The sequence below is a fragment of the Litorilituus lipolyticus genome, from assembly GCF_006439335.1.
GTDB lineage: Bacteria > Pseudomonadota > Gammaproteobacteria > Enterobacterales > Alteromonadaceae > Colwellia > Colwellia lipolytica.
Map to the genome: position 1 here is coordinate 229,646 of NZ_SAWY01000038.1, position 25,811 is coordinate 255,456.

Consider the following 25,811-nt stretch of genomic DNA (forward strand, 5'->3'; position numbering starts at 1 on the left):
TTGACTAGTCTGAATTAACCTTTGTAATTAATAATCACTCACATTTAAATTATTAACTACATTTAATTTCATGGCTTGATCAAGAATGGGTTAAACAATGACGTACAGTATCAGTAGAGTTAAATGGCAACAAGCGGCACCATTATTAAAAAATATAAGAGAAAAAGTCTTTATTTGTGAGCGAAGAATCCCTAAAAATGTAGAATTTGATCAAGGCGATAGAACTGCATATCACATGCTGGTTTGCGATGACACCAGTCAAGAACCAATAGCAACAGGCAGAATATCTCCTGAAGGAGAAATAAGTAGAATTGCCGTAGTAAAGGGCTACCGAAGTAAAAAAGTCGATAAAGTTGTCATGGAAGCTTTATTCAAGATAGCACAAGAATTGTCACTTAAAGAAGTTTATATTTCCTCGCCTTTAGATAAAGTTGAGTATTTCATTGCTCAGCAATTTCAACCCATAGGATCTGTGTATATGGAAGTAGGTATGCCTAAACAACGTATGGCATGTTCGATCTCTTCAGCGATAGCCCATGCCAAGGAGGCAAATTACTACTTCACACATTAATTACAGGCTAAAAAAGTTATTTCTGCCACAATGATTCATCATCATATAGTTGGTACAGACCTTCTGATCGGCTGACCAATAAGTTTGCAAAATCATTTTGTGATTTATCATCTGCTCTGAATAGATTTTCTGCTTGCATCTGCCATTTTAATGCAAAGTGACGCAAAGCTTCTCGTGCACTAGGCGCAACATCAACGCTACTATGATCAGTGGGTAAGTCTCCACACAGTACCCATACCTTACTACCATCATTCAAATTAAGCTTCCAGACAGCCAAAATAGGAACTAAATAGCGACTCTCTTCAACGGCAACACTTTGAGTGATAAGACCTTTTGTCGCTAAATATTTGGTTGCGACTTGGTACTGCTCCCTTGTCCATTGTTGTTGTTCTTCTTCTGTCATCTGCTTCGGTTGCGTCATTACTTTTTCCTACTACCCTTATTTATAAATACTTCTTCAACTAGTACAAACTCTGTGAATTTTACTCTATATGACTCTATTGTATCTTTTTATGAACACTTAGAGAAAATTGACTTCAACGTTAATTCTAGTCGCTGACTAGCCTGTATATAGGCTAAATGCTATTGTGCGGTGAAATATTACAACATATGTTTCAGATAATATACCTATACTCAATGAAATCTAATAACAAATGAGAGGATGTTATCTAAAGCAAAAATCAATAGAGAGATTTATTAATGGCACTTTTTGATTTACCCGATTTTGATAATCATGAACAAGTCGTTTTCTGTAGCGACGAAGATAGTGGTTTAAAAGCTATTATTGCTGTACACAGCACTAAATTAGGCGCAGCCGTTGGCGGTTGTAGAATGTGGGACTACGTCAATGATGAAGAGGCATTGACGGATGTACTTCGTTTATCTAAAGGTATGACATATAAGAATGCCTTAGCAGGGCTAGCAATGGGCGGCGGTAAATCTGTCATTATTGGTGATGCAAAAACTTTAAAGTCAGATAAATTATTCAAAGCTTTTGGTAATGCACTTAATGGCTTAAATGGTCGCTATTTTAGTGCTGAAGATGTAAATATTACGACTGCAGACATCGCTGTTGCAAATACAGTAACGCCCTTTGTTACAGGAACAGAAGGAAAAAGTGGTAACCCTGCCCCATTTACCGCTTTAGGCACGTTCTTAGGTATTAAAGCATCGGTGAAACATAAATTTAATCGTGATGAACTAACAGATCTTACTGTTGCTGTTCAAGGACTTGGTAGTGTTGGCTTTGCTTTATGTGAACACCTTCATAAAGCCGGTGCAAAACTTATCGTAACAGATATCAGTAAAGAAGCTCTTGATAAAGCAGCGACTGAGTTTGGTGCTAGTATCGTGGAGCTTGATGAAATTTACCATCAAGACGCAGATATATACGCTCCTTGTGCTTTAGGTGCCACAATTAACGATAACACCATTGACCAATTTAAAGTTAAAATAATTGCAGGCTGTGCCAATAACCAATTAGCTGAAAGTAAACACGATCAAGCTTTAGTTGAACGTGGCATCTTATATGCTCCTGACTATGTCATTAATGCCGGTGGTATCATTAATGTTTCATTTGAAAATGACTACTGTGCTGATAAATCGACAAAGAAAGTCGAAGAGATTTACCAAACGTTATTGGAAATATTTACTAAAGCTGACCATGAAAAACGCCCTACCGGTATTATTGCCGACGAGATGGCGCAAGAAATTATTAGAAATGGTGGGAAATAACCCTAACTTCTAAATTTAATCACGTATTTTCACTATTTTACTATACTTGCTAGTATCTTGTTAACTAAGGTACTAGCATGAAAACCTCTTCCCTTTTCTTCATACTTGTATATTTTTACACCGTACAGTGCGTCGCTGTTACGACTATCATGACCACTGGTAAACAAAAACCTGATGATGCTAGTCATGACTATTTCATTGGCCTGTTAAAGCTAGCACTTATGGAAACAAGTAACGAATATGGTAACGCAGTTATACAGACGGTACCTCACCCTGGACAAGAACGTGTAATTAAGTTGCTCGCTATGGGAGAGTTTTATGATGTAGCATGGACAGGTACTTCAAATGCAAGAGATATCAAGTTGCATAAAGTTCCTTTTCCGTTATTTAAAGGTGGCTTAGGCTGGCGAGGAATGATTATAAGGCGAGATACTCAAGATGAGTATGCTTCGGTCAAGTCAATTGACGATTTAAAAAACTATGTTATTTGTCAAGGTTCCCACTGGCCGGATGCTGACATACTTGAGCATAATGATTTAACGGTTTATCGAGCAGGACACTTTGATGCCATGTTACAAATGGTTGTACTAAAACGCTGCGATTTGCTCCCCTTAAGTATTTTTGAAGGTCAAGCTGAGTTAGCGTTAGTTCAAAACAGTTTTCCTGAACTGATGTTTTATCAAGAGTTAATAATTCGTTATCCGTTAACAATGCACTTTTTTGTCAACTTAAAGAAAAAGAAGTTAGCACAGCGCATCAACTTAGGATTAGAAAAATTAGAAAACTCTGGCCAACTAGAACGCTATATGCAGCGTCATTCACTCACTAAAAATGCTTTTCCATTAAGCAAGTTTAAAAAAGCACAAGTTATTGAACTTCAAAGCACTGAAATAGTCAGTAAAGATACGATTAAACATACCTTAAAATGGCCGAAACAAAATTAAAAAGAGTAAAACATCATATTTAACATGACTTGTCTGTCGAGTTATTAGAAAATATAAGAAATTTTTTATGACAAGCAAAGTATGTGCAATCGTACTTTTAAACTATTATGAATTTATCTATAGAGTTCAAACAACCTGAAATGACATCAGCTTTTGATTGGCAACTTACTCAAGAAGTTAATGTAAAAGATGAAAATAAAAACGTTATAGCCAAAGCAGAAATTGAACTGATCACCCTAAATAAGCACCGAGATGCAAGTAAAAGCTATGAGATGCTTGAACAACAACTAGGTAATACCGACTGGGAAATCCCTCTTAATGTTTACTTTAAAGGACAAAACTTAGATTCAAATCTTTGTGAAACATTATCAGTAAGTGCAGACACTAAAAAAGCCAAGTCTCATATTATGCTTGAAGCAATAAGTGTCCAACCTAATTACCGTAAGCAAGGGGTAGCCAAATATCTTATTACCGAGATCATGAAGCATTATCCTAAAGCACAATCCATTACAGCCTTTAGTATGCCATTAGCTGAATTTGTCGACCCTGAAGATTGTGAGGATAGTAGAAATAAAACTTATTACACACAGCTCCAACTAGAAAACAATGAGCAAAGCCAAGAAGAATTAGCTAAATTTTTTAAACAAGTAGGTTTTATTGAATATAAAGTTGACGACAGTCTACTTGCCGAACCATTAACGTTTGATATATTTGTCGCAAGTCAGTCGACAATTATTCAATGCGATGAGTAGTTTTTATTAAATCTATTTCACTATAGTGATAACTAATAGAAAAAAAATCCCTGCATTTGCTGGGATTTTTTATTTAAAATAAGAGTAAACTAATTAATCAACTAATTGGTATTGCTCTTTTAGTATAGTAATAATTTCAGCTTTAGGATTATCAGATAAGACTATCTTTTGTCCGGTAATTTTTTCAGCTATATCGATATAAGTTTTAGAGACATTCATTAATACAGATTCAGGTAATTCATTATCACGAGCTAAGTTTTCACGTTCGCTCATTCTGTCTTTATTCAATAAAATATCAGGATCTGGAAAATGATTTAATAATAACTGTCTAAAGCCTTCTTTAGAGTTCTCGACTACTTTACCAGCTCGATACTGTTCACCATCCCATATACGTGATGAATCAGGTGTACCTACTTCATCCATATAAATGAGCTTGTCAGTACCACTGCTATCTTTTACGTAACCAAACTCGAACTTAGTATCAACAAAAATTTGATCAATTTTCTCTAAAGCAGCCGAAATAACATCAAAGCCTTGAGTGAGTAATTTTTCGTATAAAGCTATATCATCCGCTGATTTAAAGTTGAAAGCCTCAAAGTTCTCTTCAATATTCTTACGAGTGATGTTGACATCATCTACTGCAGGAACCCCAGGAATACCCTCAAGAATACCCTTAGTTGAAGGGGTTTGTAATAGCTCTGGTAACTTACTATCTTTCGCTAAATCTTCTGGTAACTCGATACCACAAAATTCGCGTTCACCTTTAGAATAAGCACGCCACATTGACCCCGTAATATATTGACGACAAATTGCTTCAATCATCACAGGCTTTGCTTTTTGGACAATCCAGACAAAAGGGTGTGGAATATCTAAAATATGACTATCAGCTAAACCTTGCTCTTTAAATAACTTAAACCAATGGTTTGAAATGGCATTAAGCGCAGCACCTTTACCTGGTACACCTTTCATACCGCCCTCGCCCTGCCAAATACAATCAAAAGCAGAAATACGATCACTTATAACCATAATGGCTAATGGTGTATCTTGTGCAACATCATAACCTTTTTCTTGAATAAGACGTTTACTATCAGCAGCGGTTAACCAATAAACACTACGTACCTTGCCACTATGAACAGGCGCATCGGTGCGAATAGGTAAATCATTATTTACTGCTAAAACTTTATCAGCAAGACTCATGGTACAAACCCTATATCTTAAAATATTTAGTTAATGTAATAAATATTATCTCAGCAATGAAATAGCATTGATTACATAAACTCAAACTTAGTTCTTACAATGTTAACTAAATTAAGTTGAGATAATTTAGTTCATTTACAAGGTAAAAGCACGGAGCTTATGCATATAAGTGAGTACTTTTAAACGCGGTAAATGGGCTAAAGTGACTTAAGTTAATTAGTTAAAAAAGAAAAGGACGCTCGAAAGCGTCCTTATCATTTAAAGCTTATTCAATTCTAAGCAGCTAAAGAAGCTTGCGCTTTTTCAACTAAGAATGTGAATGCTGCTTTATCGTATACTGCAATGTCAGCTAGGATCTTACGATCGATTTCAATAGAAGCCTTTTTAAGACCATTAATGAAACGGCTGTAAGATAAACCATTTTGACGAGCTGCTGCGTTAATACGAGCGATCCAAAGTTGACGGAATTGACGCTTACGTTGACGACGGTCACGGTATGCGTATTGGCCAGCTTTAGTAACAGCTTGAAAAGCAACGCGATAAACGCGACTACGAGCACCGTAGTAACCTTTAGCTTGCTTTAAAACCTTCTTATGACGTGCACGAGCTTGTACACCACGTTTTACTCTTGCCATTTTCTATCTCTCCTATTAACCGTGACGTAAAAGTTTTTTAACTGACTTGATGTCAGAAGCAGCGATCATGCACTTAGCACGTAAATGACGCTTAACTTTTGTACGACGTTTAGTCAAGATATGACGTAAACCAGCTTGTTTGAACTTATAGCCAGTTGCTGTTGCTTTAAAGCGCTTTGCAGCACCTTTATTGGTTTTCATTTTAGGCATGTGAATAACTCCGCATTGTTATGCCAAATATTAAGTAGCCAAGGCGAAAATAATTTTACAATTACTTTACTTGTAAGCCTTTACTACCAGCGTAAAGATAAAGTTGGTGAATAACTGAAATCAGTTATTACTTGTCAAACCAAGTTTTATCTATTTTTAGGGGCTAGAACCATCACCATTTGGCGTCCTTCCGCTTTACGCGGGAAAAACTCCACTACAGTAAGCTCTTCTAAATCGTTTTTAACACGAGTTAAAAGTTCTATACCTAGTTCTTGGTGGGCCATTTCACGGCCACGGAAACGTAATGTAACCTTGACCTTGTCGCCGCCTTCTAAAAAGCGTTTCAGGTTGCGTAGTTTGACCTGATAATCGCCTTCATCTGTACCAGGACGGAATTTAATTTCCTTAACCTGAATTTGTTTCTGCTTCTTGCGTTGTTCTTTCTGTTCTTTAGATTTCTCATAAAGAAACTTGCCGTAGTCCATCACTCGACAAACAGGAGGTTTAGCGGTTGGGCTTATTTCCACTAGATCTACACCAGCTTCGTCTGCTTGGTCCATTGCTTCATTTAATGTAACAATGCCACCAGCTTCGCCGTCAAACTTAATTAAACGAACTTCGTTACCTGGGATATCTGTGATTAACTCATTTAAACGATGTGCTGGCTCTTTGCGCCCGCCTCGTTGTCCACCTTTAATAGCCATGTTCCTCCAAAAGAACTCTTTTTTGTTTACTTATAAATTGCTATTTCCTTTCATTTAGTTGTCAAAAGTGCTCATTAATATTCATCAACTCTGCACTTTTTCCTATAAATAAAAGGAAATTTCTGCTTTCTAAGCAATAAAAATAATTTTATTTAATTCTTATTGTTTATAAATACCGATAGAAACCTAACTTACTGGCGGTTATTTACTTCGTCAGTTAACTTAACAACAAAATCTTCTATCGACATTTTTCCTAAATCTTCACCACTTCGTGTGCGGATGGCAATTTCGCCAGCTTCCATTTCTTTGTCACCTACAACTAACAAATACGGAACGCGCTTCAAAGTGTGCTCGCGGATTTTAAAGCCTATTTTCTCATTTCTCAAGTCTAGTTTTGCTCTAAATCCACTTTCTTTGAGTTTTTTAACAACTTTTTCACAATATTTGCTCTGTTTGTCGGTAATATTCATCACAGTTGCTTGAATTGGCGATAACCAAGTTGGGAATTTACCGGTATATTCTTCAATTAAAATACCAATAAAACGTTCAAGTGAACCTAAAATTGCACGGTGAATCATTACAGGAACATGTTTTTCACCATCTTCACCGATATAAGAAGCATCTAAACGACCAGGTAAAGCAAAATCTAATTGCACCGTACCACATTGCCAATTACGTCCTAAACAATCCTGTAAAGTAAATTCAATCTTAGGACCGTAAAAAGCCCCTTCTCCTGGTAAATATTCAAAAGCAATACCTAAGTTATCAAGGGCATTTGCAAGGCCTTGCTCAGCTTTGTCCCAAATTTCATCACTGCCGATACGCTTTTCAGGGCGAGTAGAAAGTTTAACGATGATATCTTCAAAGCCAAACGTTTTATAGACATCGTAAACCATTTTAATACATAAGCTTACTTCATCTTGTACTTGCTCTTCAGTACAGAAAATATGGGCATCATCTTGAGTAAAACCACGCACTCGCATTAAACCATGTAATGAGCCTGATGGTTCATTACGATGACAACAGCCAAATTCACCCATTCTTAGTGGCAAATCGCGGTAAGACTTTAAGCCTTGGTTAAAAATTTGAACATGACCAGGACAGTTCATTGGTTTAATCGCGTATTCGCGCTTTTCAGACTCAGTAGTAAACATGGCATCGCCATATTTTTCCCAGTGACCTGATTTTTCCCAAAGTACACGATCCATCATTAATGGACCTTTCACTTCGTCGTAATCATATTCATGTAATTTTTCGCGAACAAACTTCTCAAGTTCAGTATAAATCGTCCAGCCATCGTTATGCCAAAACACCATTCCAGGCGCTTCTTCTTGCCAATGGAATAAGTCTAATGTTTTACCAATTTTACGGTGGTCGCGCTTTTCTGCTTCAGCTAAACGTTGGATATATGCTTTTAATTGCTTTTTATCTGCCCAAGCAGTGCCGTATATACGTTGCAGCATTTTATTATCTGAATCACCACGCCAATAAGCTCCAGCTACTTTCATCAATTTAAAATGGTGACAATGGCGCATACTTGGTACATGAGGACCACGACACATATCAATATATTCTTGATGATGATAAAGCGCAGGTGTATCAGACTTATCGATATTTTCATCAAGAATTTCTAGTTTATAAGTTTCGCCACGCTCTGAAAATGCATCGTAAGCATCTTGCCAAGAGCCTGTTTTCTTAATAACTTCATAGCCCGTACGAGCAAGTTCTGTCATACGCTTTTCAAGTTTAACTAAATCATCTTCTGTAATAGTCTCTTCCAGATCAACATCATAATAAAAACCATTATCTATGGTCGGACCGATAGCCATTTTAGTATTTGGCCATAACTGCTTAATAGCATGTCCTAATAAATGCGCACAAGAGTGGCGAATGATCTCAAGACCTTCATCATCTTTACTGGTAATTAATTGTAAAGTTGAATCATCTTTAATTAGCTCACAAGCATCAACTAAGTCACCATTAATACGACCTGCAATGGTCGCTTTCGCTAAACCAGGGCCAATATCAAGAGCAACGTCCATTACCGAAACTGCATTTTCAAAAGAGCGTTGTGAACCATCAGGGAGAGTTATAACAGGCATGAATTTTTCCTTAAGTCAGTGGCGGCGCATACCAAGCGTCGCTTGAATTTTAAACTTGATTTTTTATAACAAAAAAAAGAGCACAAAGCTCTTTTTAAAAAGTATTTTTCTAAGGCCTGATTGTAAAAGCCTTCAATGGTTTACACAAGGTTTTTAACAATAAAATTTATACTTACAAAATAACAACATTCAATATCAGGTAAAGTTATCAAAATGGACTATCATTGTAAAAAAGAAGGAATTTAATAAACACACAATTTGCCCGCTTCTTATCAGGTACATTGACACTATGGATACACAACAACTTATCGAACAATCTGACAACATTTTCAAAGTACTAACTCAGCAATCAACACAAGGCATTAGTGTTGCTGACATTCATGGCAATTACATTTTTGTCAATCCCGCATTTTGTAAAATGGTAGGCTACAGCAGCGAAGAACTATTAAACCTAACCGTTTTTGATATGAAAGCACCTAATCAAGATCACTCTTCATTTGAGCAAAGTAAAAACAGTAAAGAGAAGCATGCAATAAAGGTAATGTTGCAACGAAAAGATGGATCAATTTTTCCTGCAGAGGTCATTGGTAAAAAAATAACTTTCGAAAATAAAGAATGTGTTTTAGGGACCGTGCAAGATATAAGCGAACGTGTTGAAACGGAGCGCGCATTATTAGAAAGTGATACACGTTACCAACTCGCGATGAAAGTAGCCAACGATGGGGTATGGGATTGGCATATTAAAACCAATTTGGTTGAGTATGATGAACGATATTACACTATGGCAGGCTATAAAAAAGATGCCTTCCCTTACACTCTTGAAGAATGGAAAAAGCGAGTTCATCCAGATGATATAACCCATGCAATGAATGCCATGGATTTATATATGCAAGGCAAGGCACGTCAGTACGATATTGAGTTTAGGTTTCTTTGCCAAGACAATAGCTATATGTGGATAAGATCTCGCGGTAAAGTTATTCAAAAGGATGAACATAATAACGCTGTACGGTTTATCGGTACTCATTCTGATATTAGTGTGCAAAAAAAACATGAAGAAAAAATTTTATATCAAGCACATTTTGATTCATTAACTTATTTACCAAATAGATTTCTTTCACTCGACAGGCTCAAACATGCCTGTATTGAAGCCAACCGTAATAAAGAGTTAGTCGCTTTATTATTTTTAGACTTAGACGACTTTAAAAAGGTAAATGACACGTTAGGCCATGAAACTGGCGATCGATTATTACAAGAAGCGGCTAACAGACTACGTGGTGTAGTAAGAAGTGTCGATACAGTGGGCAGGCTTGGCGGCGATGAATTTATAATAATTCTCGGTGGACTTAAAAGTGTAGATGAAGCACACCCTATTATTGATAATTTATTAAATCAATTTAGAGAAATGTTTGTTATACATAAGCGTGAGCTGTTACTCACCGCAAGTGTTGGTGTTGCTATTTATCCCAATGATGCTAGAGACTCTTCTGAACTGCTTAGAAATGCAGATTCTGCGATGTATGATGCTAAAAACTGTGGCAGGAACACCTTTTCATATTACACCGCACAAATGAATCAATGTGCCCAACGACGCTTAGCAATTGAAGAGCAAATTCACGGTGCACTCAATAGAAATGAATTTTCCGTTTTTTATCAGGTAAAAACCAATTTATCTAATGGAAAAATAATGGGAGCAGAAGCTTTATTGCGTTGGAATAACCCCGCGCTAGGGAATGTACCACCAGATGAGTTTATTGCTATTGCAGAACAAACAGGCAATATCATACAACTGGGTAAATTTGTTTTAGAGCAATCATTAAAACAAACTGCCCTGTGGCATAAAGAGTATCAACAAGATTTTCAAATAGCCGTGAACTTGTCACCTAGACAATTTAGAGACCCACAATTAGTACAGTTTATTGATGATACGCTTAAAGCGAACAATGTTCATGCGAGTAATCTTGAATTAGAAATAACAGAAGGGGTATTACTCAGTGGGTATAATTATGTTGAAAGTATGCTTAATTCTATTACACAAATGGGTGTAAAAATGGCGATGGATGACTTTGGTACGGGCTACTCGTCGTTAAGTTACCTAAGGACTTACCCATTTGACGTGATAAAAATAGACAGAAGCTTCATTAATGAAATTGCCACAGCAGAAAAAGATAGGGCTTTAATCAACGCAATTATTTCTATGTCACACGCCCTTAATCTAAAAGTTGTTGCCGAAGGGATTGAAACTGAAGAGCAATGCCAATATTTACGTAAGGTTAATTGTGATCTTGGACAGGGATACTTATTCAGTAAACCTATTTCAGCACAAGCGATGACAAAATTGCTCGATAGCACTTTTCAAATAAATAAGTAATAATAAACCATTAATATCTTTACCAATAAATTTAATGACATTGACATGGCTAGATAGAAAAAATGGCTTATTCCATTTTTTAATTGTGATCATTTGTTTGCTTTATCATCAAGATGCTCAAAGTACCAATGAAGCACACAAAGTATTAGAAAAACCTCAATGGCGTGTATGGCAAAAAAATAGCCACATTGAAGTGAGTTACCGTAATAGTCATATATACAATAGCGACAATGTTCCTTTATTAGAGGTTAAAGCAACACTTCAAGTTGATTCTAGCCTTTCTGCATTTTTACTTTTTATTCAAGACGTTGAAAATACGCCTCGTTGGCTAATAAATGCCAAAAGAAGTGAAATAACTCGACAAAACTCACCCCAAGAGAATCAATTTTACATTGAATTCAAAGGATTGTGGCCAATAAAAAAACGTTTGCTTTTCATCCAATCACGGTATTGGCAAAATAAAGATTTATCCGTTGAGATAGCGCTTACAGATGCCGAAGATAAAATAATAGAACAGCTATTCCCAAAAGAGCGAGATGATATAATCAAAGTTAATATTCATCAGGCTCAATGGCTGTTAACTCCTTCTTTGAGAATAAATGAACAAACCAAAGAAATTCATCACTTAAATATTGAATATCAGTTTATTGCCGATGCCGGTGGTAACGTACCACAATGGTTAGCTAAGCACTTTGCACTGAAATCAATCTGGAAAAGCATAAGGAATATTCACCGTCAATTACCAGAATCAATATGGCAACAACATGATATCCCTCACATTAAAGAGTTAACACCAAGTAATTAACTTTCAGAGCACATAGATAGTGCCATAGCTTCCGCTATTTTTATTCCATCAATACCTGCTGATAAAATCCCCCCTGCATAACCTGCCCCCTCTCCAGCTGGAAAAAGCCCTTTGACATTGATACTTTGCAAGCTTTCTTTATCTCGCGTAATTTGAATGGGAGACGAGGTACGAGTTTCTACAGCGGTTAAGGTGGCTTCATCCATAGAAAAACCTTTTATTTTTCGTTCAAAAGCAGGTAATGCTTCACGAATTGCTGCTACGGCATAGTCTGGCAATGCCTCGCTTAAATCACAATAGGTAACACCAGGTTTGTAAGATGGAATTACACTGCCATGCTCCCCAGTTTTTCTACCTGCAATAAAGTCACCAACTAACTGTACAGGAGCATCATATGTTGCCCCGCCTAGTTTAAATGCCTTTTCTTCAAGTTGACGCTGAAAGTCAATGCCAGCTAAGACATTGCTTGTGTCACCATCTTCGGTAAAATCTTTTGGCTCGATACCTACAACAATGGCGCTGTTGGCATTGCGCTCATGACGTGAATATTGGCTCATACCATTAGTCACAAGACGATTTTCCTCAGAAGCAGCTGCAACTACAGTTCCTCCAGGGCACATACAAAAACTATAAACAGAACGACCATTTTTACAATGATGTACTAACTTATAATCTGCAGCACCAAGTATAGGATTACCAGCATTTGTGCCAAATCTTGCATCATCAATAACAGATTGTTCATGTTCAATTCTAAAACCTACCGAAAATGGTTTAGCTTTTATAAACACGCCATGCTCATGTAAAATCTTAAAAGTATCTCTTGCACTATGACCAATAGCCAATGCAATATGCTTGGTTTTAATATGCTCGCCTGATGCCAAGGTTAAACCAGTAACCTCTCGTTTTTGCTCAGAATTTTTTTCATCCACATCGTCAAAATGAATTTCATCAACACGCTGCTCAAACCTAACCTCACCGCCTAACTCTATAATTTTGGCGCGCATTTGTTCAACCATAGTAACCAATTTAAAGGTACCTATGTGAGGTTTACTTACATATAGAATTTCTTCTGGCGCGCCTGCTTCAACAAATTCATTCAATACTTTACGGCTATAATGTTTAGGATCTTTCACTTGGCTATACAGCTTACCGTCAGAAAACGTACCAGCTCCACCTTCACCAAATTGAACATTAGATTCGGTATTAAGGATCTTCTTACGCCAAAAACCAAAAGTATCTTTAGTTCTTTCCCTTACCTCTTTACCGCGCTCTAAAATAATGGGCTTAAAACCCATTTGTGCTAATACCAAGCCTGCGAATAACCCGCAAGGCCCTAAACCAATTACGACAGGACGTTCAGATATTTCTCCAGCTTTTGCAACAAATTTATAGCGCATATCAGGAGTCTGCTTTATTTTATTATCACTGGCAAAATCTAATAACAATTGTGCTTCATTTGAAGTTTCCACATCTAAGGTATAAATTAAAATAATATTACTTTTACGTCTTGCATCGTAACCACGTTTAAAGACATTGAAGGAAATTAATTGCTCTTGACTAATTAATAGCTTAGCTAAAATAGCTTGCTCTATGGCCTCTTCAGGGTGATCAAGGGGAAGTTTTATATCGGTTAGACGTATCATCTTTAAAGATCCAAAATTGGCAAGGGGAAATCTGGCTGCATTTTACCTGATTGTTTGCCTATGTGAAAACAAGAGATTGAATTTACTGTCAGCGAAGGTATGATGCAGCCAATTTTTAAATTTAAAATTTTATAAAGTGAGTTCGCATGGCCTTTGTTGTCACCGACAATTGTATTTTATGTAAATATACCGACTGCGTTGCGGTATGTCCTGCAGATGCCTTTTATGAAGGGCCAAACTTTTTAGCCATTAACCCCGATGATTGCATTGATTGTGATTTATGCCCTATCGAGTGCCCTGCTGAAGCAATATTCCAAGAAGATGCTGTACCAGAGCATCAAAAAGAGTTCATCGAATTAAATAAAGAGTTATCTCAAGTATGGCCAAGAATAACTGAGCTAAAACCCCCTTTAGCAGAGGCGAAAAAATGGGATGGTGTTGAAAATAAATTAAAATACTTAAAAGTTGAAAATGAATAACCCCCGCACTAATCAGAATACGTCTATACTAAAATCATTATCAATGATCTTTGGTAATTGCTATGTGGCAATGTATAGAACAAGCAATCAGTATTGAAACGGGTAAAGCATTTAAAATTCTACACAAAGAAGCTGTATCTCATGGCGCTTTTAACCAACCAATTGAGGAATTTGATCCTCCGTTAAATCTTTCCTATAAAGTTACTGATAGTCAAAGAAGTTTTTTCATCAAGCTAAACAAGAAAGAGTGCTTAGCTAACTTTCAAGCTGAAGCTTACTCTTTAAAAAAATTGCATGCCCTAAATATCATTCCTTGCCCGAAAGTAACAGGAATAGGCACGAGTTTAGACAAAAGCTTTCTTATTTTAGACTACATAGAGTTTAGCAAAGCAAAACCGAGGCTTTGGTATCAACTAGGCCAGCAGTTAGCTCAAATACATTATGAAACACAGCACGGCCAATTTGGTTGGCCGCACGATAATTTTATTGGGCAAACTATTCAACCAAATAACTGGAGTAGTAATTGGCGGACATTTTTTGCCAATCAAAGAATAGCTTGGCAATTACAGTTACTGTCAGAAAAGTCAATACTGCTCGGTGATATAGAGCACATAGCACAAACATGTCATGACGCGTTATTACATCACAAGGTTGAACCATGCCTTGTGCATGGTGATTTATGGCAAGGAAATACTGGTTTTACTGCTGAAGTAGCCATGCTCTTTGATCCTGCATGCTATTATGGCGATAGAGAAGTTGACATTGCAATGACTGAATTATTTGGTAGCTTTCCAAGCGAATTTTATCGTGGTTATCAAGCAGAGTACCCGCTAAATTCAGGTTATGAAAAGAGAAAAATCATTTATAATTTCTATCATATTCTTAATCATGCCAACCTTTTTGGTGGTATTTATATTGAACAGGCAAAAGCAACCCTGTCGCGGATAATGGCTTTACAACTGCATTAAAAATTTCGTGAAGGTAATAATATGTCCTGACTCTATTTCAATAGAATTAACTATTATTGATATAGAGCATGGCACTTTCAATGAAAAAGCTCATACTTATGAGACATGCTAAACACTTTTACACTTTGAACGGAGGTAAGATATGCAACATAAATTAACTGAACAACGCATAACTTGTCCGCATTGTGGTCATCATTTACATACCACGATTGATTCATCTTCAGGTGATCAAGATTACTACGATGAATGTCCTGCTTGTTGTAAAGAGATTCACTATAACTTGCATATTGATGAATATCGCCAAAAAGTTCAACTTGTTGTCGATAGTGATGATGAGCAAGTTTTTTAATTCAAAGTTTTGTTAATCTTTGTACTACTCCTTGTTTGATGAGTACATCTTTACTATGATGCCTTAACTAATAGGCTACTTTAGTTAACTTCTAAAGCATTTATTTAGTATGCAACCTCCCCTTTTTGATTTTTAAAGTAACTCAATGAACTTATCTGCATTCAAGTCTCACACTAAAAGCTTATTAAAGCTGACTTACCCTATATTAATCGCTCAACTGATTCAAAACCTTATGGGCTTTGTCGATATTGTGATGGCTGGTCGAGTCAGTGCAACAGACCTTGCTGCAGTGGCCGTAGCTAATAGTATTTGGTTACCGCTTATTTTAACCGTTTATGGAGTTATAATGGCCTTGGCAGCTATTGTTTCTCAACTAGCTGGCGGAAAGAAATATACCGATGTTGTCGAGCAAACCTATCAAACAGCTTGGATAGCCTTATCATTTGGCTTGACACTCATAGTCCTATATTACTTACTTGCTCCTATTGTCTTACCACTAGTAACGTTAGAAGGTAACTTAACAGAATTAATGTTCAATTATTTAGGCTATATTGTGTGGGGTGCTCCTGGATACTGCCTATATTTAGTCTTAAGAAACTATTCTGAAGGTATGTCTTATACCAAACCTACCATGTTAATTAGCCTCATTGGGTTGTTAGTTAATATTCCTGCTAATTATATATTTATATATGGAAAATTAGGTGTGCCAGCATTAGGTGGAGCAGGCTGTGGCGTAGCAACTGCTTTGGTTTATTGGGCCATGTTTATAAGCATGTTAACTTATTGCTCTCTATCTAAAGTACTTAAAAAGGCGAGCCTATTTTCGACCTTTTATTGGCCTAATTTTGCAGAAATTAAAGTCATACTTGCTTTAGGAATCCCTATCGCTTTATCTTTACTTTTTGAAGTAAGTTTATTCTCTGTAGTCGCAATTATTCTGGTCCCTTTTGGTGCTGAAATAGTTGCAAGTCACCAAATAGCTTTAAACTTTACCTCACTTATCTTCATGGTGCCATTAAGTATCGCTATGGCCGCCACCATAAAAGTAGGGTTCGCGGTTGGTGAGAAAAATTTACAAGAAGCTAAAAATTACTGCTTTTACGCTATATTATTAGGCCTAATTTTGGCGGTATTTACTGCTTTTATCACAGTAGTATTTCGTCATCAAATAGCAGGGTTCTATAGCACAGAGAGTGCTGTTGTTGAGCTTGCAGCTAGCTTAATTTTGTTAAGTACCTTATACCAGTTTTCTGATACCATTCAGGTAGTTTCAGCAGGTGCACTTCGTGGCTATAAAGATACAAAATCAATTTTATATATAACGCTGGTTTCATATTGGTTTGTTGGTTTAACTGTAGGAGTAATTTTAGGTATAACCGATTGGATAGTTCCTAAAATGGGGCCGTACGGTTTTTGGATAGGGTTTATTGTTGGTTTAACAACCGCTGCAATTTTACTTGCTTGGCGATTAAAAGTTGTTCAGCGCCGATTTGCTTTACAAGATAGCAAGACAACACTGGCATAAAAAGCAAACATTTAGACGAATATATAAGCAATTGAAAGGAATATTTACGTATTCTTTCTAAAACTACTTGCAAGCAACAATTGCAAAAGCTAACATAGCGCCCGTTGAGTACATCAACACCCCTTATAATACGTCCGTAGCTCAGTTGGTTAGAGCGCTACCTTGACATGGTAGAGGTCGGTGATTCAAATTCACTCGGACGTACCACTCTCACTATTTCTGTTACACTCACATAGTTAAGCACTATTTATCAAAATTATTCCATATAATTCATAGTATTACTAACAATTGCATTTTCAATCTCTCCACTGTAATAGAAAGTTTTCTTTGTTATTTATTGATAACTGATATAATTCTATCAGTGTCTGATTAAGGTCTTATAAATGAACTATCTCTCCATTGAACAATTAAAAAATGCTTGGGTTTTCAAACACAAAAGCCTCCCTATCGATGAGCTAGAGCTAACAAAAATAAAGCCCATGACAGTACAACGTTCTAATGTACTTTGGGATACCTTTATCAGTCGCCATAATGACCATCCAGATTTTTTCCAAAAAGGCGATTGGCCTTTTGATAAAAGCAATTGGCTTGAACAAGGCAAATGGGAAGGATTATGGGACAGCGAAGAAGATGGACTCCCACCTCTAATTGCAGAACACTTAAGTTGGGATAACAACACAGTTGTTTATTTTTGTTGTGAAAGAAATCTTATAATTGAAACAACCTGGCTTGTTTTTAAGCAATACTGGAAAAACTTTCTCTTTATGGATGACGGCTCTATTCTCATTGGTAAGAAACGTAATGAGGCAGTACAATTTAATAATACTGGTTACTTTAAAATAGGTAATAAGCCTAGTAATAACGCTTAGTTATGACAAAAAATAACACTCACAACAAAATAGTTCTTCACCCTAAAAACAAGCACAATAATGGCTATGACTTCATTGAATTATGTAAGTCATTACCTGCGCTAAAGCCACTTTTAATAAACAATAAATACAATAACCAACTAACCATTAACTTTAGTGACAATAAGTCAGTAAAAACATTAAATTGTGCGTTATTAAAACATCAATACAACATTGATTTTTGGGATATCCCTGAGCAAAATTTATGCCCAGCAATTCCCGGACGTGTGGATTATATTCACTATTTGAATGATTTACTGCAAAGCTCTCAATTACCGACTTGCTTTCAGGCGAGGCAAGTTAACGTTCTTGATATAGGTACAGGAGCAAGCTGTATTTATCCAATACTTGGTTATCAAGTTTACGGATGGGAGTTTATCGCTTCAGACATAGATGCTCAATCACTTGAAAATGTTGACAATATTTTAAAAAACAATCATAAGTTAACAAGCCATATTCACACTAGACTGCAGCCAAAGCAAAGTAATATTTTCAATGGTGTAATAAATCAAGGTGATATGTTTCATATGACGTTATGTAACCCTCCCTTTCATAAGTCACTAAAGGAAGCTAACCAAGGAAGTTTGAAAAAGTGGCGAAACTTAAACAGTAAGAAAAATTACAATCAAAAAGAAAATTCAGCAAAGTTAAACTTTTCAGGGCAAAAGGCAGAACTATGGTGTGAAGGTGGTGAGCTTGCCTTTATTCGCAATATGGTAAAAGAGAGTAAACAATTTAAAAATCAAGTCTATTGGTTCACTTGTTTAGTTTCGCAAAAAGACAATTTGTTTTTGATAAAACAAGCGCTTAAAAAAGCCAAAGTAGAACAAGTTAAAATAATTAAAATGGCGCAGGGAAATAAAGTAAGTCGATTTATTGCTTGGAGTTATTTCCCCACTTCTTAATCACATAATTTACTAATTCAAATAGTTTTAACTTTCACCTGCAATAGACTCTCCGAGACAAAAAAGTTGCCATTGTTTAGGTAACATCTTTATCCACGTTTCATCATCAGTTAACGGCTTAGTCGCAATAACAGATACAATATCGTTGGGTGTGGTTTCTTTTTGAAAATCAACAGCAACTTCCGCATCAATCAAGCTGGCTTGACCAAACGGCGCGCGTCGAGTTAAATAATGTAAATTATTAGAACAATAGGCAAATAGAGATTCACCATCAGTAATAATAATATTGGCAACACCCAATGTATCTATTTTACGGCTTAACTTAGCAATAAAACTAAAAAGTGTATTTTTATCTGGCAACTGCTCACCAAACTCATAATGAAGCTGATCTAATATCCAGCAAAAAGCGTGTTCACTGTCAGTAGTGCCAATAGGTAAATGCAATTTTATCGGTAAATTTTCTTTAAAGTCTTTCAATTGACCATTATGGGCATAAGTCCAATTTCTTCCCCACATTTGACGAACAAAGGGGTGCGTATTCTCTAAACACACCGCACCAGAATTCGCTTGCCTAATATGACAAACAACGGCTTCACTTTTCATTGGGTATTTAGTGACCAACTCCGCAATTGGTGATTGGGCACTGGGCATTGGGTCTTTGAAGCTTCGACATCCTTTCCCCTCATAAAAAGTTACTCCCCAACCATCACTGTGAGGGCCTGTATTCCCTCCCCTTTGCATTAACCCACTAAAACTAAAGCAGATGTCCGTTGGTACATTTGCTGACATGGCTAATAGCTCACACATAAAATCGAATACCTTTACTTATTAATAACTAAATAGATGTAAACCAATAAATTAGCTAAATGTGTTAGCAAAACTGTTCTACAACAAGAAAACCATAAAACAGGTCAAAACTAACTATAAATTTATTTTACTATCTTAACCTAATTGATCTATAAATAGAGTATAACATTTAGAAAATATGACGAAAATTCAATTACTTTAATTTTTGTTTAATACTCAAATCATGACAATCAAGTAAAGTTGTTTAAATAAAGGAATAATAGTGGATATTACAATTTGGTTAATTATCGCAATCTCATTAACTTGGTTTATGACTTACGTAAGAGCTTCTTTATCAAGTTACACTTTCTGTTTTATAGCGCTCTTAGCAGTGGGCAGTTTTTTTGATGTCATTGGTATTGTCTCCTGGCTACTATTTGCAGTTATAGCGCTGCCTTTGAATATTGATAATATTCGACATCAATTTATTAGCATGCCTTTACTCTCACTTTTTCAAAAAATCATGCCACAAATGTCAACCACTGAACAAGAAGCTCTGGATGCGGGCACAACTTGGTTCGATGCTGAATTATTTAGAGGCAACCCAGATTGGAAAAAATTACATAACTACCCTAAACCCAGATTAAGCAGCGAAGAACAGAGCTTTCTTGATGGCCCAGTTGATGAAGTGTGTTCAATGGTTTCTGATTGGCATACTACTCATGAAATCGCTGACTTATCACCAGAAGTTTGGCAATTCCTCAAAGATAATAAATTCTTCGCGATGATAATTAAAAAGAAATATGGTGGACTTGAGTTTTCAGCTTATGCGCAATCAAGAGTGCTACAAAAATTAACCGGTGTTAGCTCAGTACTTGCAAGCACCGTAGGTGTGCCTAACTCGCTTGGCCCAGGTGAACTTTTACAAGAATATGGCACTAAAGAGCAACAAGATTATTATTTACCACGTTTAGCGGTAGGTGAAGAAATCCCCTGCTTTGCTTTAACAAGCCCAGAAGCAGGCTCCGATGCCGGAGCAATTCCAGACACTGGTGTTATTTGTTATGACGAGTTTAATAATGAAAAAGTACTAGGGATGAGATTAAATTGGGATAAAAGGTATATTACTCTTGCCCCAATCGCCACTGTTTTAGGATTAGCTTTTAAGTTACAAGATCCTGATCATCTAATTGGTAATTCCACTGATTTGGGCATCACTTGTGCCCTCATTCCAACAGATCTTGAAGGTATCACCATTGGACGACGCCACTTCCCATTAAATGTCCCATTTCAAAATGGACCAACACAAGGTAAAGATGTTTTTGTGCCATTAGACTTTATCATTGGGGGTCAAGAAATGGCGGGCCAGGGCTGGAGAATGTTGGTTGAGTGCCTTTCTGTCGGTCGGGCTATTACTCTGCCGTCAAACAGTGCGGGAGGCGTTAAAGCCATGGCTCTAGCAACTGGTGCATATTGTAAAGTTAGACATCAATTTAAAATGCCTATAGGTAAAATGGAAGGGATTGAAGAAGCCTTAGCTCGTATAGGTGGTAATGCTTATGTAATGGATGCAGTAACAACCATGTCTACCGGTGCTATTGATCTCGGTGAAAAGCCATCAGTTATTTCAGCAATTTCAAAGTACCATTTAACTGAAAAAATGCGCTCTTCAATTATTGATGCTATGGATATTCATGGCGGCAAAGGAATTTGCATGGGACCCAATAATTATTTAGCAAGAGGCTATCAAGGTGCACCAATAGCTGTAACAGTAGAAGGGGCAAATATTCTAACGCGTAGCATGATAATTTATGGTCAAGGAGCTATACGTTGTCATCCTTATATCCTTGCAGAGTTACAAGCAGCAAGTAATAAAAATAAAATACAAGCACTGTATGATTTTGACCATGCATTGTTTGGCCATATTGGCTTTAGTATCAGTAATATAAGCCGTACTATGTGGTGCTCTTTAACGGGCGCTCACTTACTAAATAGCCCATTTAACGACCAAACAAAACGTTATTACCAGTTACTAACGCGTTTTAGTGCAAACCTCGCGATGCTTTCAGATATTTCAATGTTAGTTATGGGTGCTGATTTAAAAAGAAAAGAAAGAATGTCAGCTCGACTGGGCGATATATTAAGCCATTTATATTTAGCTAGTGCAGCCTTAAAACGCTTCAATGATGACGGCCGTCCAAATGAGGATTTAGCTTTGGTCAGCTGGGCTGTTGAAGATTCCTTATTTACCATTCAACAAGCGATAATAGCACTTTTAGATAACTTTCCTAACCGATGGGTTGCACGTTGCTTACGTGTGGCTATTTTCCCTTTAGGTACGTGGCTAACTAAACCGTCAGATGACATTGATCACCAGGTTGCTCACTTGTTACAACATCGTAATTCGGCCAGAACCCGCCTAGGCCAAGGGCAATACCTAACTCGCAATGAAACAAATGTATTCGGCAAATTAGAGCAAGCATTAGATGATGTTATTCAATGTGAAAGTGCATTTAAAAAAATATGTAAAGCTCTAGGCAAAAACCTTTCATTCACGCAACTTGATCAATTAGCGGAACAAGGCTTAGAGATTAAGGCAATTTCACAAGCTGAGGCTGAGTATTTAATTCGAGCTGAAAAAAGTCGCCTATGGACAATCGCTGTAGATGACTTCGCTTCAGATGAACTGGTTGCCGCTAAACAAAAGATGTAATCAAACTGTTGTTAAATGTAATAAGCCATAACATCTTTATTTTTCGGTAAAGCAAAACAAATGTTAATATGGCGTTAATTTATTTTTAATAATTATTGGTAGTAGATTTATGACCTTATTAGAAACCGAAAATATCATCCCAAGTTCGTTAAAGTCTCCCATAAGGCGACGAACTAAAGGTGAAAAAACAAAAGAGAAAATTCTAGATGCAACAATAGAGGTATTGGCACAAAAAGGAATTAAAGGAACTACCCATCGAGCGATAGCCGTTCAAGCTGATTTACAGCTTTCTTTAACCACTTATTATTTTAAAGATATTCAAGAGTTAATTCAGCAAGCATTTAAACATAATTCTGAACAAATCCTCTCACGAAGTGATAGCGTGCTTGAGCAAGCCTTCATACTGTTAAATTCAACGGATAAAACAAGTTTACGAAAATCGTCTGTAAAAGCTGACTTGTGTGAGCAGCTTACAGATATGACTACAGTTTACTTACTAGACCACATTGAAAAACAGGCTAAATCGCTCGCTGTAGAACAATTGTTATTTACTGAAATTCAAGTGAGCCCAGTACTAAGAGAACTGGCTCGATTACATGAACAAGCGCAATTACTGCCATTTGAACATATTTGCGGATTTTTTAATAAAACAGATCCTGAATTAGACGCTAAATTAATGAGAACAATCTTTACTCAACTCAAATATAGCTTACTAGCTAAACAACAAAGCCATGAGAAAAATGTTGAAGAAGTAAGGAAAACAGCCAATAAAATAATCAGCTGGGTGATTGGCATTAAGTAATTTTTCAGTTATTTAACTGATGCAAAATAAAAAACGCACAATTAATATTGTGCGTTTTTTATGGTGAAACTATTAGAGTTTACAAAAATGAAAGCAACTCTTGATCAAGTTGCATCAAGGTTTTAGGGTCTTCCATCATTGTTTTGGCATGAGATTTAGTTCGAGGTAACATGCGGTTAAAATAAAACTCAGCTGTTTTTATCTTCGCGCGATAAAAGTCTCTGTTTTCTACATCAGTCGCTAGTTTCTCATATGCCGATTGAGCCATTTGTGCCCAAAAATATCCCATAACGATATAACCAGAGTACATCAAGTAGTCAACTGAGGCTGATCCTACAATATCTCGGTTCTTTTTCGCTTTCAGAGCAATACGTAAAGAGTACTGCTGCCAATTAGCAACAGCTTTACTTAATGGCCAAATAAACTTATTCATTTGTCTTTTATGAGGGTTCTTTGAAAGTACACTCTTATCTTTACAGAACAATAGCACTTCTTTTGTAAAGTTATTCAAGGATTTCCCACGAGTAAGTAGAATTTTTCTGCCTAATAAATCAAGTGCTTGAATTCCTGTTGTTCCTTCATACAGGGTTGAAATTCTCGCATCCCGTACAATTTGCTCCATGCCCCACTCTTTAATATAACCATGACCACCAAAAATTTGTAATCCATGGTTTGCACTTTCTAAACCTAACTCAGTTAAAAAAGCTTTTAAAATAGGTGTGATAAAACCAAGCCTTTCATCTGCTTGTTCACGCTCTTCTTGGGTTTTCGCCATTTCAATTTCATCAACTAACTTGGCCGCATAGTAAATCATTGCGCGGCCACCTTCAGAAATAGCTTTTTGAGTCATTAACATTTTACGCACATCTGGATGCACGATAATAGGATCGGCAACTTGTTCAGGGTTTTTCTTACCTGTTAGTGAACGCATTGATAAACGTTCTTTTGCGTAGATTAGTGAGTTTTGATAGGCTAATTCAGCACTACACACACCTTGAAGTGCTGTGCCAATACGTGCTGTATTCATAAAGGTGAACATGCACTCTAACCCTTTATTTTCAGGGCCAATCAATACACCTTTTGCGTTGTCAAAATTAAGTACCGCTGTAGCAGAAGCTTTGATACCCATTTTATCTTCAATTGAACCACAAGTAACATTATTCGCTTCACCAAGATTTCCTTGCTGATCGGTTTGAATCTTAGGCACAATAAACAATGAAATCCCACGAGTTCCTGCTGGCGCATCCGGTAAACGCGCTAAAACGATATGAATAATATTTTCCGTAAGATCATGCTCACCAGCAGAAATAAAAATCTTTGTTCCTGTGATGTTATATGTTCCATCTCCATTAGGGATCGCTTTAGTTTTAACTTGGCCCAAATCAGTACCACATTGTGGCTCGGTCAAACACATAGTGCCAGTCCAGGTACCTTCAGTTAAACGAGTTAGATACAGTTCTTTTTGTTCTTTAGTGCCATGAGTTTCAACGGTATTCATTGCTCCATGACTTAAACCAGGGTACATAGCCCAAGACCAGTTAGCTGTACCCATCATTTCCGATTTAACCATGCCAAGAGACGGTGGAAGACCTTGGCCACCGTGCTCAACGGGATGAGATAGCGATTGCCAACCACCTTCAACATATTGCTGATATGCTTCTTTAAAACCTTTTGGCGTAGTAACAACGCCATTGTCAAATTGGCAACCTTCTTTATCACCACTTTGGTATAACGGTAATAATTCATTTTCACAGAATTTTGCACATTCTTGAAAAATTGCATCAACTAGATCTGGTGTGGCTTCTTCAAATTCTGGAAATTTTTGATAATGAGAGTAATAGCCGAACACATCTTTTAGTAAAAAGTTAATGTCTGCTACCGGTGCTTTGTAAGTTAGCATGAAAAAGCTCCAATCACTTATTGTGAATATTATGTAATTTATAGATATGATTAAAGCACTGGTCGTACCACTAATTCAAGTTATTTTTTCATTTATTTAATATCAAGATTAATTAAAAAGAGATTTATTACTATTATCCAGTTGAAATAAAACAGTAAAACAGCTCTTTAACTTAGTGTTCAAGCTAGATTAAGGTTTGAATAAATATAAAAACTAAGATTCGTAAATAACTGCGAGGCTAAAATAAATTAAATTATGAGATTATGAGATTATGAGATTATGAGATTATGAGATTATGAGATTATGAGATTATGAGATTATGAGATTATGAGATTATGAATAATATGATGCATGCTCTACAGATTTAGTACAAATGCAGAGTAAAATCGAATTTATATTAATTTAAATATAGAGAAAATATTCTTGTGCTTGAGTTTAAAATTTAGTGCTTAGATTATCTTAGAAGGGAATTAGATTTTAATTTAGCAAATTGGCGGAGTGGACGGGACTCGAACCCGCGACCCCCGGCGTGACAGGCCGGTATTCTAACCAACTGAACTACCACTCCGCGATCTTGTTTTGTTGAATAGTTAACGATGTTCCCATCGCATCAGTTATGATGATTTTGCAAAATTGGCGGAGTGGACGGGACTCGAACCCGCGACCCCCGGCGTGACAGGCCGGTATTCTAACCAACTGAACTACCACTCCGCGATCTTGCTTGTTGAATAGTTAACGATGTTCCCATCGCATCAGTTATGATGATTTAACAAAATTGGCGGAGTGGACGGGACTCGAACCCGCGACCCCC

At 36.6% G+C, this 25,811-nt stretch carries 23 protein-coding genes and 3 tRNA genes; 15 read left to right on the forward strand and 11 right to left on the reverse strand.

All coding sequences use genetic code 11. From position 1 onward, the window contains the following. Positions 1–97 precede the first annotated feature (97 nt). Complete coding sequence (locus EPA86_RS15995) at positions 98–571, forward strand: GNAT family N-acetyltransferase (RefSeq protein ID WP_140605388.1); 474 nt, start codon at positions 98–100, stop codon at positions 569–571. A gap of 16 nt (positions 572–587) precedes the next feature. On the opposite strand, the gene EPA86_RS16000 is transcribed toward EPA86_RS15995, so the two are convergent. After that, complete coding sequence (locus EPA86_RS16000) at positions 588–992, reverse strand: DUF4826 family protein (RefSeq protein WP_246058432.1); 405 nt, start codon at positions 990–992, stop codon at positions 588–590. Positions 993–1,270: 278 nt separating this feature from the next. On the opposite strand from EPA86_RS16000, the gene EPA86_RS16005 reads away from it, so the two are divergent. The 3 genes from EPA86_RS16005 to EPA86_RS16015 all read left to right on the forward strand — a co-directional run bounded on the left by EPA86_RS16005 (position 1,271) and on the right by EPA86_RS16015 (position 4,001). Next, a complete protein-coding gene (locus EPA86_RS16005) occupies positions 1,271–2,305 on the forward strand; it encodes a Leu/Phe/Val dehydrogenase (protein ID WP_140605389.1) in 1,035 nt (344 codons plus the stop codon). Between the two features lie 77 nt (positions 2,306–2,382). After that, on the forward strand, positions 2,383–3,249 hold the full coding sequence (locus EPA86_RS16010) for a substrate-binding periplasmic protein (protein ID WP_140605390.1): 867 nt from the start codon (positions 2,383–2,385) through the stop codon (positions 3,247–3,249). A gap of 107 nt (positions 3,250–3,356) precedes the next feature. Beyond that, a complete protein-coding gene (locus EPA86_RS16015; RefSeq protein ID WP_140605391.1) occupies positions 3,357–4,001 on the forward strand; it encodes a GNAT family N-acetyltransferase in 645 nt (214 codons plus the stop codon). Between the two features lie 93 nt (positions 4,002–4,094). On the opposite strand, the gene EPA86_RS16020 is transcribed toward EPA86_RS16015, so the two are convergent. The 5 genes from EPA86_RS16020 to thrS all read right to left on the reverse strand — a co-directional run bounded on the left by EPA86_RS16020 (position 4,095) and on the right by thrS (position 8,849). Continuing rightward, the gene (locus EPA86_RS16020; protein WP_140605392.1) at positions 4,095–5,198 is read right to left on the reverse strand and encodes a phosphoribosylaminoimidazolesuccinocarboxamide synthase; all 1,104 of its coding nucleotides are present in this window, start codon (positions 5,196–5,198) and stop codon (positions 4,095–4,097) included. Positions 5,199–5,473: 275 nt separating this feature from the next. Next, entirely contained in the window at positions 5,474–5,833 is a 360-nt protein-coding gene (rplT, locus tag EPA86_RS16025) for a 50S ribosomal protein L20 (protein ID WP_118959002.1), read from the reverse strand. Between the two features lie 15 nt (positions 5,834–5,848). After that, positions 5,849–6,043 carry a 50S ribosomal protein L35 gene (gene rpmI, locus EPA86_RS16030; RefSeq protein ID WP_077284678.1) on the reverse strand — a complete coding sequence of 65 codons (195 nt, stop codon included), beginning with the start codon at positions 6,041–6,043 and terminating at the stop codon, positions 5,849–5,851. 146 nt (positions 6,044–6,189) lie between these two features. Then, a complete protein-coding gene (gene infC / locus EPA86_RS16035) occupies positions 6,190–6,747 on the reverse strand; it encodes a translation initiation factor IF-3 (RefSeq protein WP_140605393.1) in 558 nt (185 codons plus the stop codon). A 191-nt stretch (positions 6,748–6,938) separates the two neighbouring features. After that, positions 6,939–8,849, reverse strand: coding sequence for a threonine--tRNA ligase (gene thrS / locus EPA86_RS16040; RefSeq protein ID WP_140605394.1), 1,911 nt, complete (start codon positions 8,847–8,849; stop codon positions 6,939–6,941). A 289-nt stretch (positions 8,850–9,138) separates the two neighbouring features. Here thrS and EPA86_RS16045 point away from each other — a divergent pair, with 289 nt between their 5' ends. Both EPA86_RS16045 and EPA86_RS16050 read left to right on the forward strand, forming a co-directional pair. After that, positions 9,139–11,217, forward strand: coding sequence for an EAL domain-containing protein (locus tag EPA86_RS16045; protein ID WP_140605395.1), 2,079 nt, complete (start codon positions 9,139–9,141; stop codon positions 11,215–11,217). Positions 11,218–11,251: 34 nt separating this feature from the next. After that, complete coding sequence (locus EPA86_RS16050; RefSeq protein WP_140605396.1) at positions 11,252–12,022, forward strand: SRPBCC family protein; 771 nt, start codon at positions 11,252–11,254, stop codon at positions 12,020–12,022. Here the strand turns inward: EPA86_RS16050 and EPA86_RS16055 are convergent. Continuing rightward, entirely contained in the window at positions 12,019–13,665 is a 1,647-nt protein-coding gene (locus EPA86_RS16055) for an NAD(P)/FAD-dependent oxidoreductase (protein WP_140605397.1), read from the reverse strand. The genes EPA86_RS16050 and EPA86_RS16055 overlap by 4 nt on opposite strands. A gap of 146 nt (positions 13,666–13,811) precedes the next feature. Here EPA86_RS16055 and fdxA point away from each other — a divergent pair, with 146 nt between their 5' ends. From fdxA to rlmF, 7 genes are all read left to right on the forward strand, one after another. Then, a complete protein-coding gene (gene fdxA, locus EPA86_RS16060; protein WP_140605398.1) occupies positions 13,812–14,144 on the forward strand; it encodes a ferredoxin FdxA in 333 nt (110 codons plus the stop codon). Positions 14,145–14,206: 62 nt separating this feature from the next. Next, a complete protein-coding gene (locus tag EPA86_RS16065; RefSeq protein WP_140605399.1) occupies positions 14,207–15,112 on the forward strand; it encodes a fructosamine kinase family protein in 906 nt (301 codons plus the stop codon). Positions 15,113–15,254: 142 nt separating this feature from the next. Further along, positions 15,255–15,461: a CPXCG motif-containing cysteine-rich protein gene (locus EPA86_RS16070; protein WP_140605400.1), complete on the forward strand. Its 207-nt coding sequence runs from the start codon at positions 15,255–15,257 to the stop codon at positions 15,459–15,461. Positions 15,462–15,606: 145 nt separating this feature from the next. Continuing rightward, positions 15,607–16,986: an MATE family efflux transporter gene (locus EPA86_RS16075; RefSeq protein ID WP_140605401.1), complete on the forward strand. Its 1,380-nt coding sequence runs from the start codon at positions 15,607–15,609 to the stop codon at positions 16,984–16,986. Between the two features lie 130 nt (positions 16,987–17,116). Beyond that, positions 17,117–17,193, forward strand: a tRNA-Val gene (locus EPA86_RS16080). 176 nt (positions 17,194–17,369) lie between these two features. Beyond that, entirely contained in the window at positions 17,370–17,855 is a 486-nt protein-coding gene (locus tag EPA86_RS16085) for a DUF2947 family protein (protein ID WP_140605402.1), read from the forward strand. Between the two features lie 2 nt (positions 17,856–17,857). Beyond that, the gene (rlmF, locus tag EPA86_RS16090; protein ID WP_140605403.1) at positions 17,858–18,799 is read left to right on the forward strand and encodes a 23S rRNA (adenine(1618)-N(6))-methyltransferase RlmF; all 942 of its coding nucleotides are present in this window, start codon (positions 17,858–17,860) and stop codon (positions 18,797–18,799) included. A 27-nt stretch (positions 18,800–18,826) separates the two neighbouring features. Here rlmF and EPA86_RS16095 read toward each other — a convergent pair whose 3' ends face one another. Continuing rightward, positions 18,827–19,606, reverse strand: a complete 780-nt coding sequence (locus EPA86_RS16095; protein ID WP_140605404.1) for a class II glutamine amidotransferase — start codon at positions 19,604–19,606, stop codon at positions 18,827–18,829. 262 nt (positions 19,607–19,868) lie between these two features. Here EPA86_RS16095 and fadE point away from each other — a divergent pair, with 262 nt between their 5' ends. Beyond that, positions 19,869–22,298 carry an acyl-CoA dehydrogenase FadE gene (gene fadE / locus EPA86_RS16100; RefSeq protein WP_140605405.1) on the forward strand — a complete coding sequence of 810 codons (2,430 nt, stop codon included), beginning with the start codon at positions 19,869–19,871 and terminating at the stop codon, positions 22,296–22,298. Positions 22,299–22,407: 109 nt separating this feature from the next. Next, positions 22,408–23,100, forward strand: coding sequence for a TetR/AcrR family transcriptional regulator (locus tag EPA86_RS16105; RefSeq protein ID WP_140605406.1), 693 nt, complete (start codon positions 22,408–22,410; stop codon positions 23,098–23,100). 79 nt (positions 23,101–23,179) lie between these two features. Here EPA86_RS16105 and EPA86_RS16110 read toward each other — a convergent pair whose 3' ends face one another. The 3 genes from EPA86_RS16110 to EPA86_RS16120 all read right to left on the reverse strand — a co-directional run bounded on the left by EPA86_RS16110 (position 23,180) and on the right by EPA86_RS16120 (position 25,711). Beyond that, a complete protein-coding gene (locus EPA86_RS16110; RefSeq protein ID WP_140605407.1) occupies positions 23,180–25,000 on the reverse strand; it encodes an acyl-CoA dehydrogenase C-terminal domain-containing protein in 1,821 nt (606 codons plus the stop codon). 491 nt (positions 25,001–25,491) lie between these two features. Next, positions 25,492–25,568: transfer RNA gene (locus EPA86_RS16115), tRNA-Asp, on the reverse strand. Between the two features lie 66 nt (positions 25,569–25,634). Further along, positions 25,635–25,711: transfer RNA gene (locus EPA86_RS16120), tRNA-Asp, on the reverse strand. Between the last annotated feature and the right edge of the window lie 100 nt (positions 25,712–25,811).

Excerpts from the sequence above, each read along its gene's own strand:
- EPA86_RS15995 (WP_140605388.1), top strand. The coding sequence starts at position 98 with ATGACGTACAGTATCAGTAGAGTTAAATGGCAACAAGCGGCACCATTA.
- EPA86_RS16000 (WP_246058432.1), bottom strand. The coding sequence starts at position 992 with ATGACGCAACCGAAGCAGATGACAGAAGAAGAACAACAACAATGGACA.
- EPA86_RS16005 (WP_140605389.1), top strand. The coding sequence starts at position 1,271 with ATGGCACTTTTTGATTTACCCGATTTTGATAATCATGAACAAGTCGTT.
- EPA86_RS16010 (WP_140605390.1), top strand. The coding sequence starts at position 2,383 with ATGAAAACCTCTTCCCTTTTCTTCATACTTGTATATTTTTACACCGTA.
- EPA86_RS16015 (WP_140605391.1), top strand. The coding sequence starts at position 3,357 with ATGAATTTATCTATAGAGTTCAAACAACCTGAAATGACATCAGCTTTT.
- EPA86_RS16020 (WP_140605392.1), bottom strand. The coding sequence starts at position 5,198 with ATGAGTCTTGCTGATAAAGTTTTAGCAGTAAATAATGATTTACCTATT.
- rplT (WP_118959002.1), bottom strand. The coding sequence starts at position 5,833 with ATGGCAAGAGTAAAACGTGGTGTACAAGCTCGTGCACGTCATAAGAAG.
- rpmI (WP_077284678.1), bottom strand. The coding sequence starts at position 6,043 with ATGCCTAAAATGAAAACCAATAAAGGTGCTGCAAAGCGCTTTAAAGCA.
- infC (WP_140605393.1), bottom strand. The coding sequence starts at position 6,747 with ATGGCTATTAAAGGTGGACAACGAGGCGGGCGCAAAGAGCCAGCACAT.
- thrS (WP_140605394.1), bottom strand. The coding sequence starts at position 8,849 with ATGCCTGTTATAACTCTCCCTGATGGTTCACAACGCTCTTTTGAAAAT.
- EPA86_RS16045 (WP_140605395.1), top strand. The coding sequence starts at position 9,139 with ATGGATACACAACAACTTATCGAACAATCTGACAACATTTTCAAAGTA.
- EPA86_RS16050 (WP_140605396.1), top strand. The coding sequence starts at position 11,252 with ATGACATTGACATGGCTAGATAGAAAAAATGGCTTATTCCATTTTTTA.
- EPA86_RS16055 (WP_140605397.1), bottom strand. The coding sequence starts at position 13,665 with ATGATACGTCTAACCGATATAAAACTTCCCCTTGATCACCCTGAAGAG.
- fdxA (WP_140605398.1), top strand. The coding sequence starts at position 13,812 with ATGGCCTTTGTTGTCACCGACAATTGTATTTTATGTAAATATACCGAC.
- EPA86_RS16065 (WP_140605399.1), top strand. The coding sequence starts at position 14,207 with ATGTGGCAATGTATAGAACAAGCAATCAGTATTGAAACGGGTAAAGCA.
- EPA86_RS16070 (WP_140605400.1), top strand. The coding sequence starts at position 15,255 with ATGCAACATAAATTAACTGAACAACGCATAACTTGTCCGCATTGTGGT.
- EPA86_RS16075 (WP_140605401.1), top strand. The coding sequence starts at position 15,607 with ATGAACTTATCTGCATTCAAGTCTCACACTAAAAGCTTATTAAAGCTG.
- EPA86_RS16085 (WP_140605402.1), top strand. The coding sequence starts at position 17,370 with ATGAACTATCTCTCCATTGAACAATTAAAAAATGCTTGGGTTTTCAAA.
- rlmF (WP_140605403.1), top strand. The coding sequence starts at position 17,858 with ATGACAAAAAATAACACTCACAACAAAATAGTTCTTCACCCTAAAAAC.
- EPA86_RS16095 (WP_140605404.1), bottom strand. The coding sequence starts at position 19,606 with ATGTGTGAGCTATTAGCCATGTCAGCAAATGTACCAACGGACATCTGC.
- EPA86_RS16105 (WP_140605406.1), top strand. The coding sequence starts at position 22,408 with ATGACCTTATTAGAAACCGAAAATATCATCCCAAGTTCGTTAAAGTCT.
- EPA86_RS16110 (WP_140605407.1), bottom strand. The coding sequence starts at position 25,000 with ATGCTAACTTACAAAGCACCGGTAGCAGACATTAACTTTTTACTAAAA.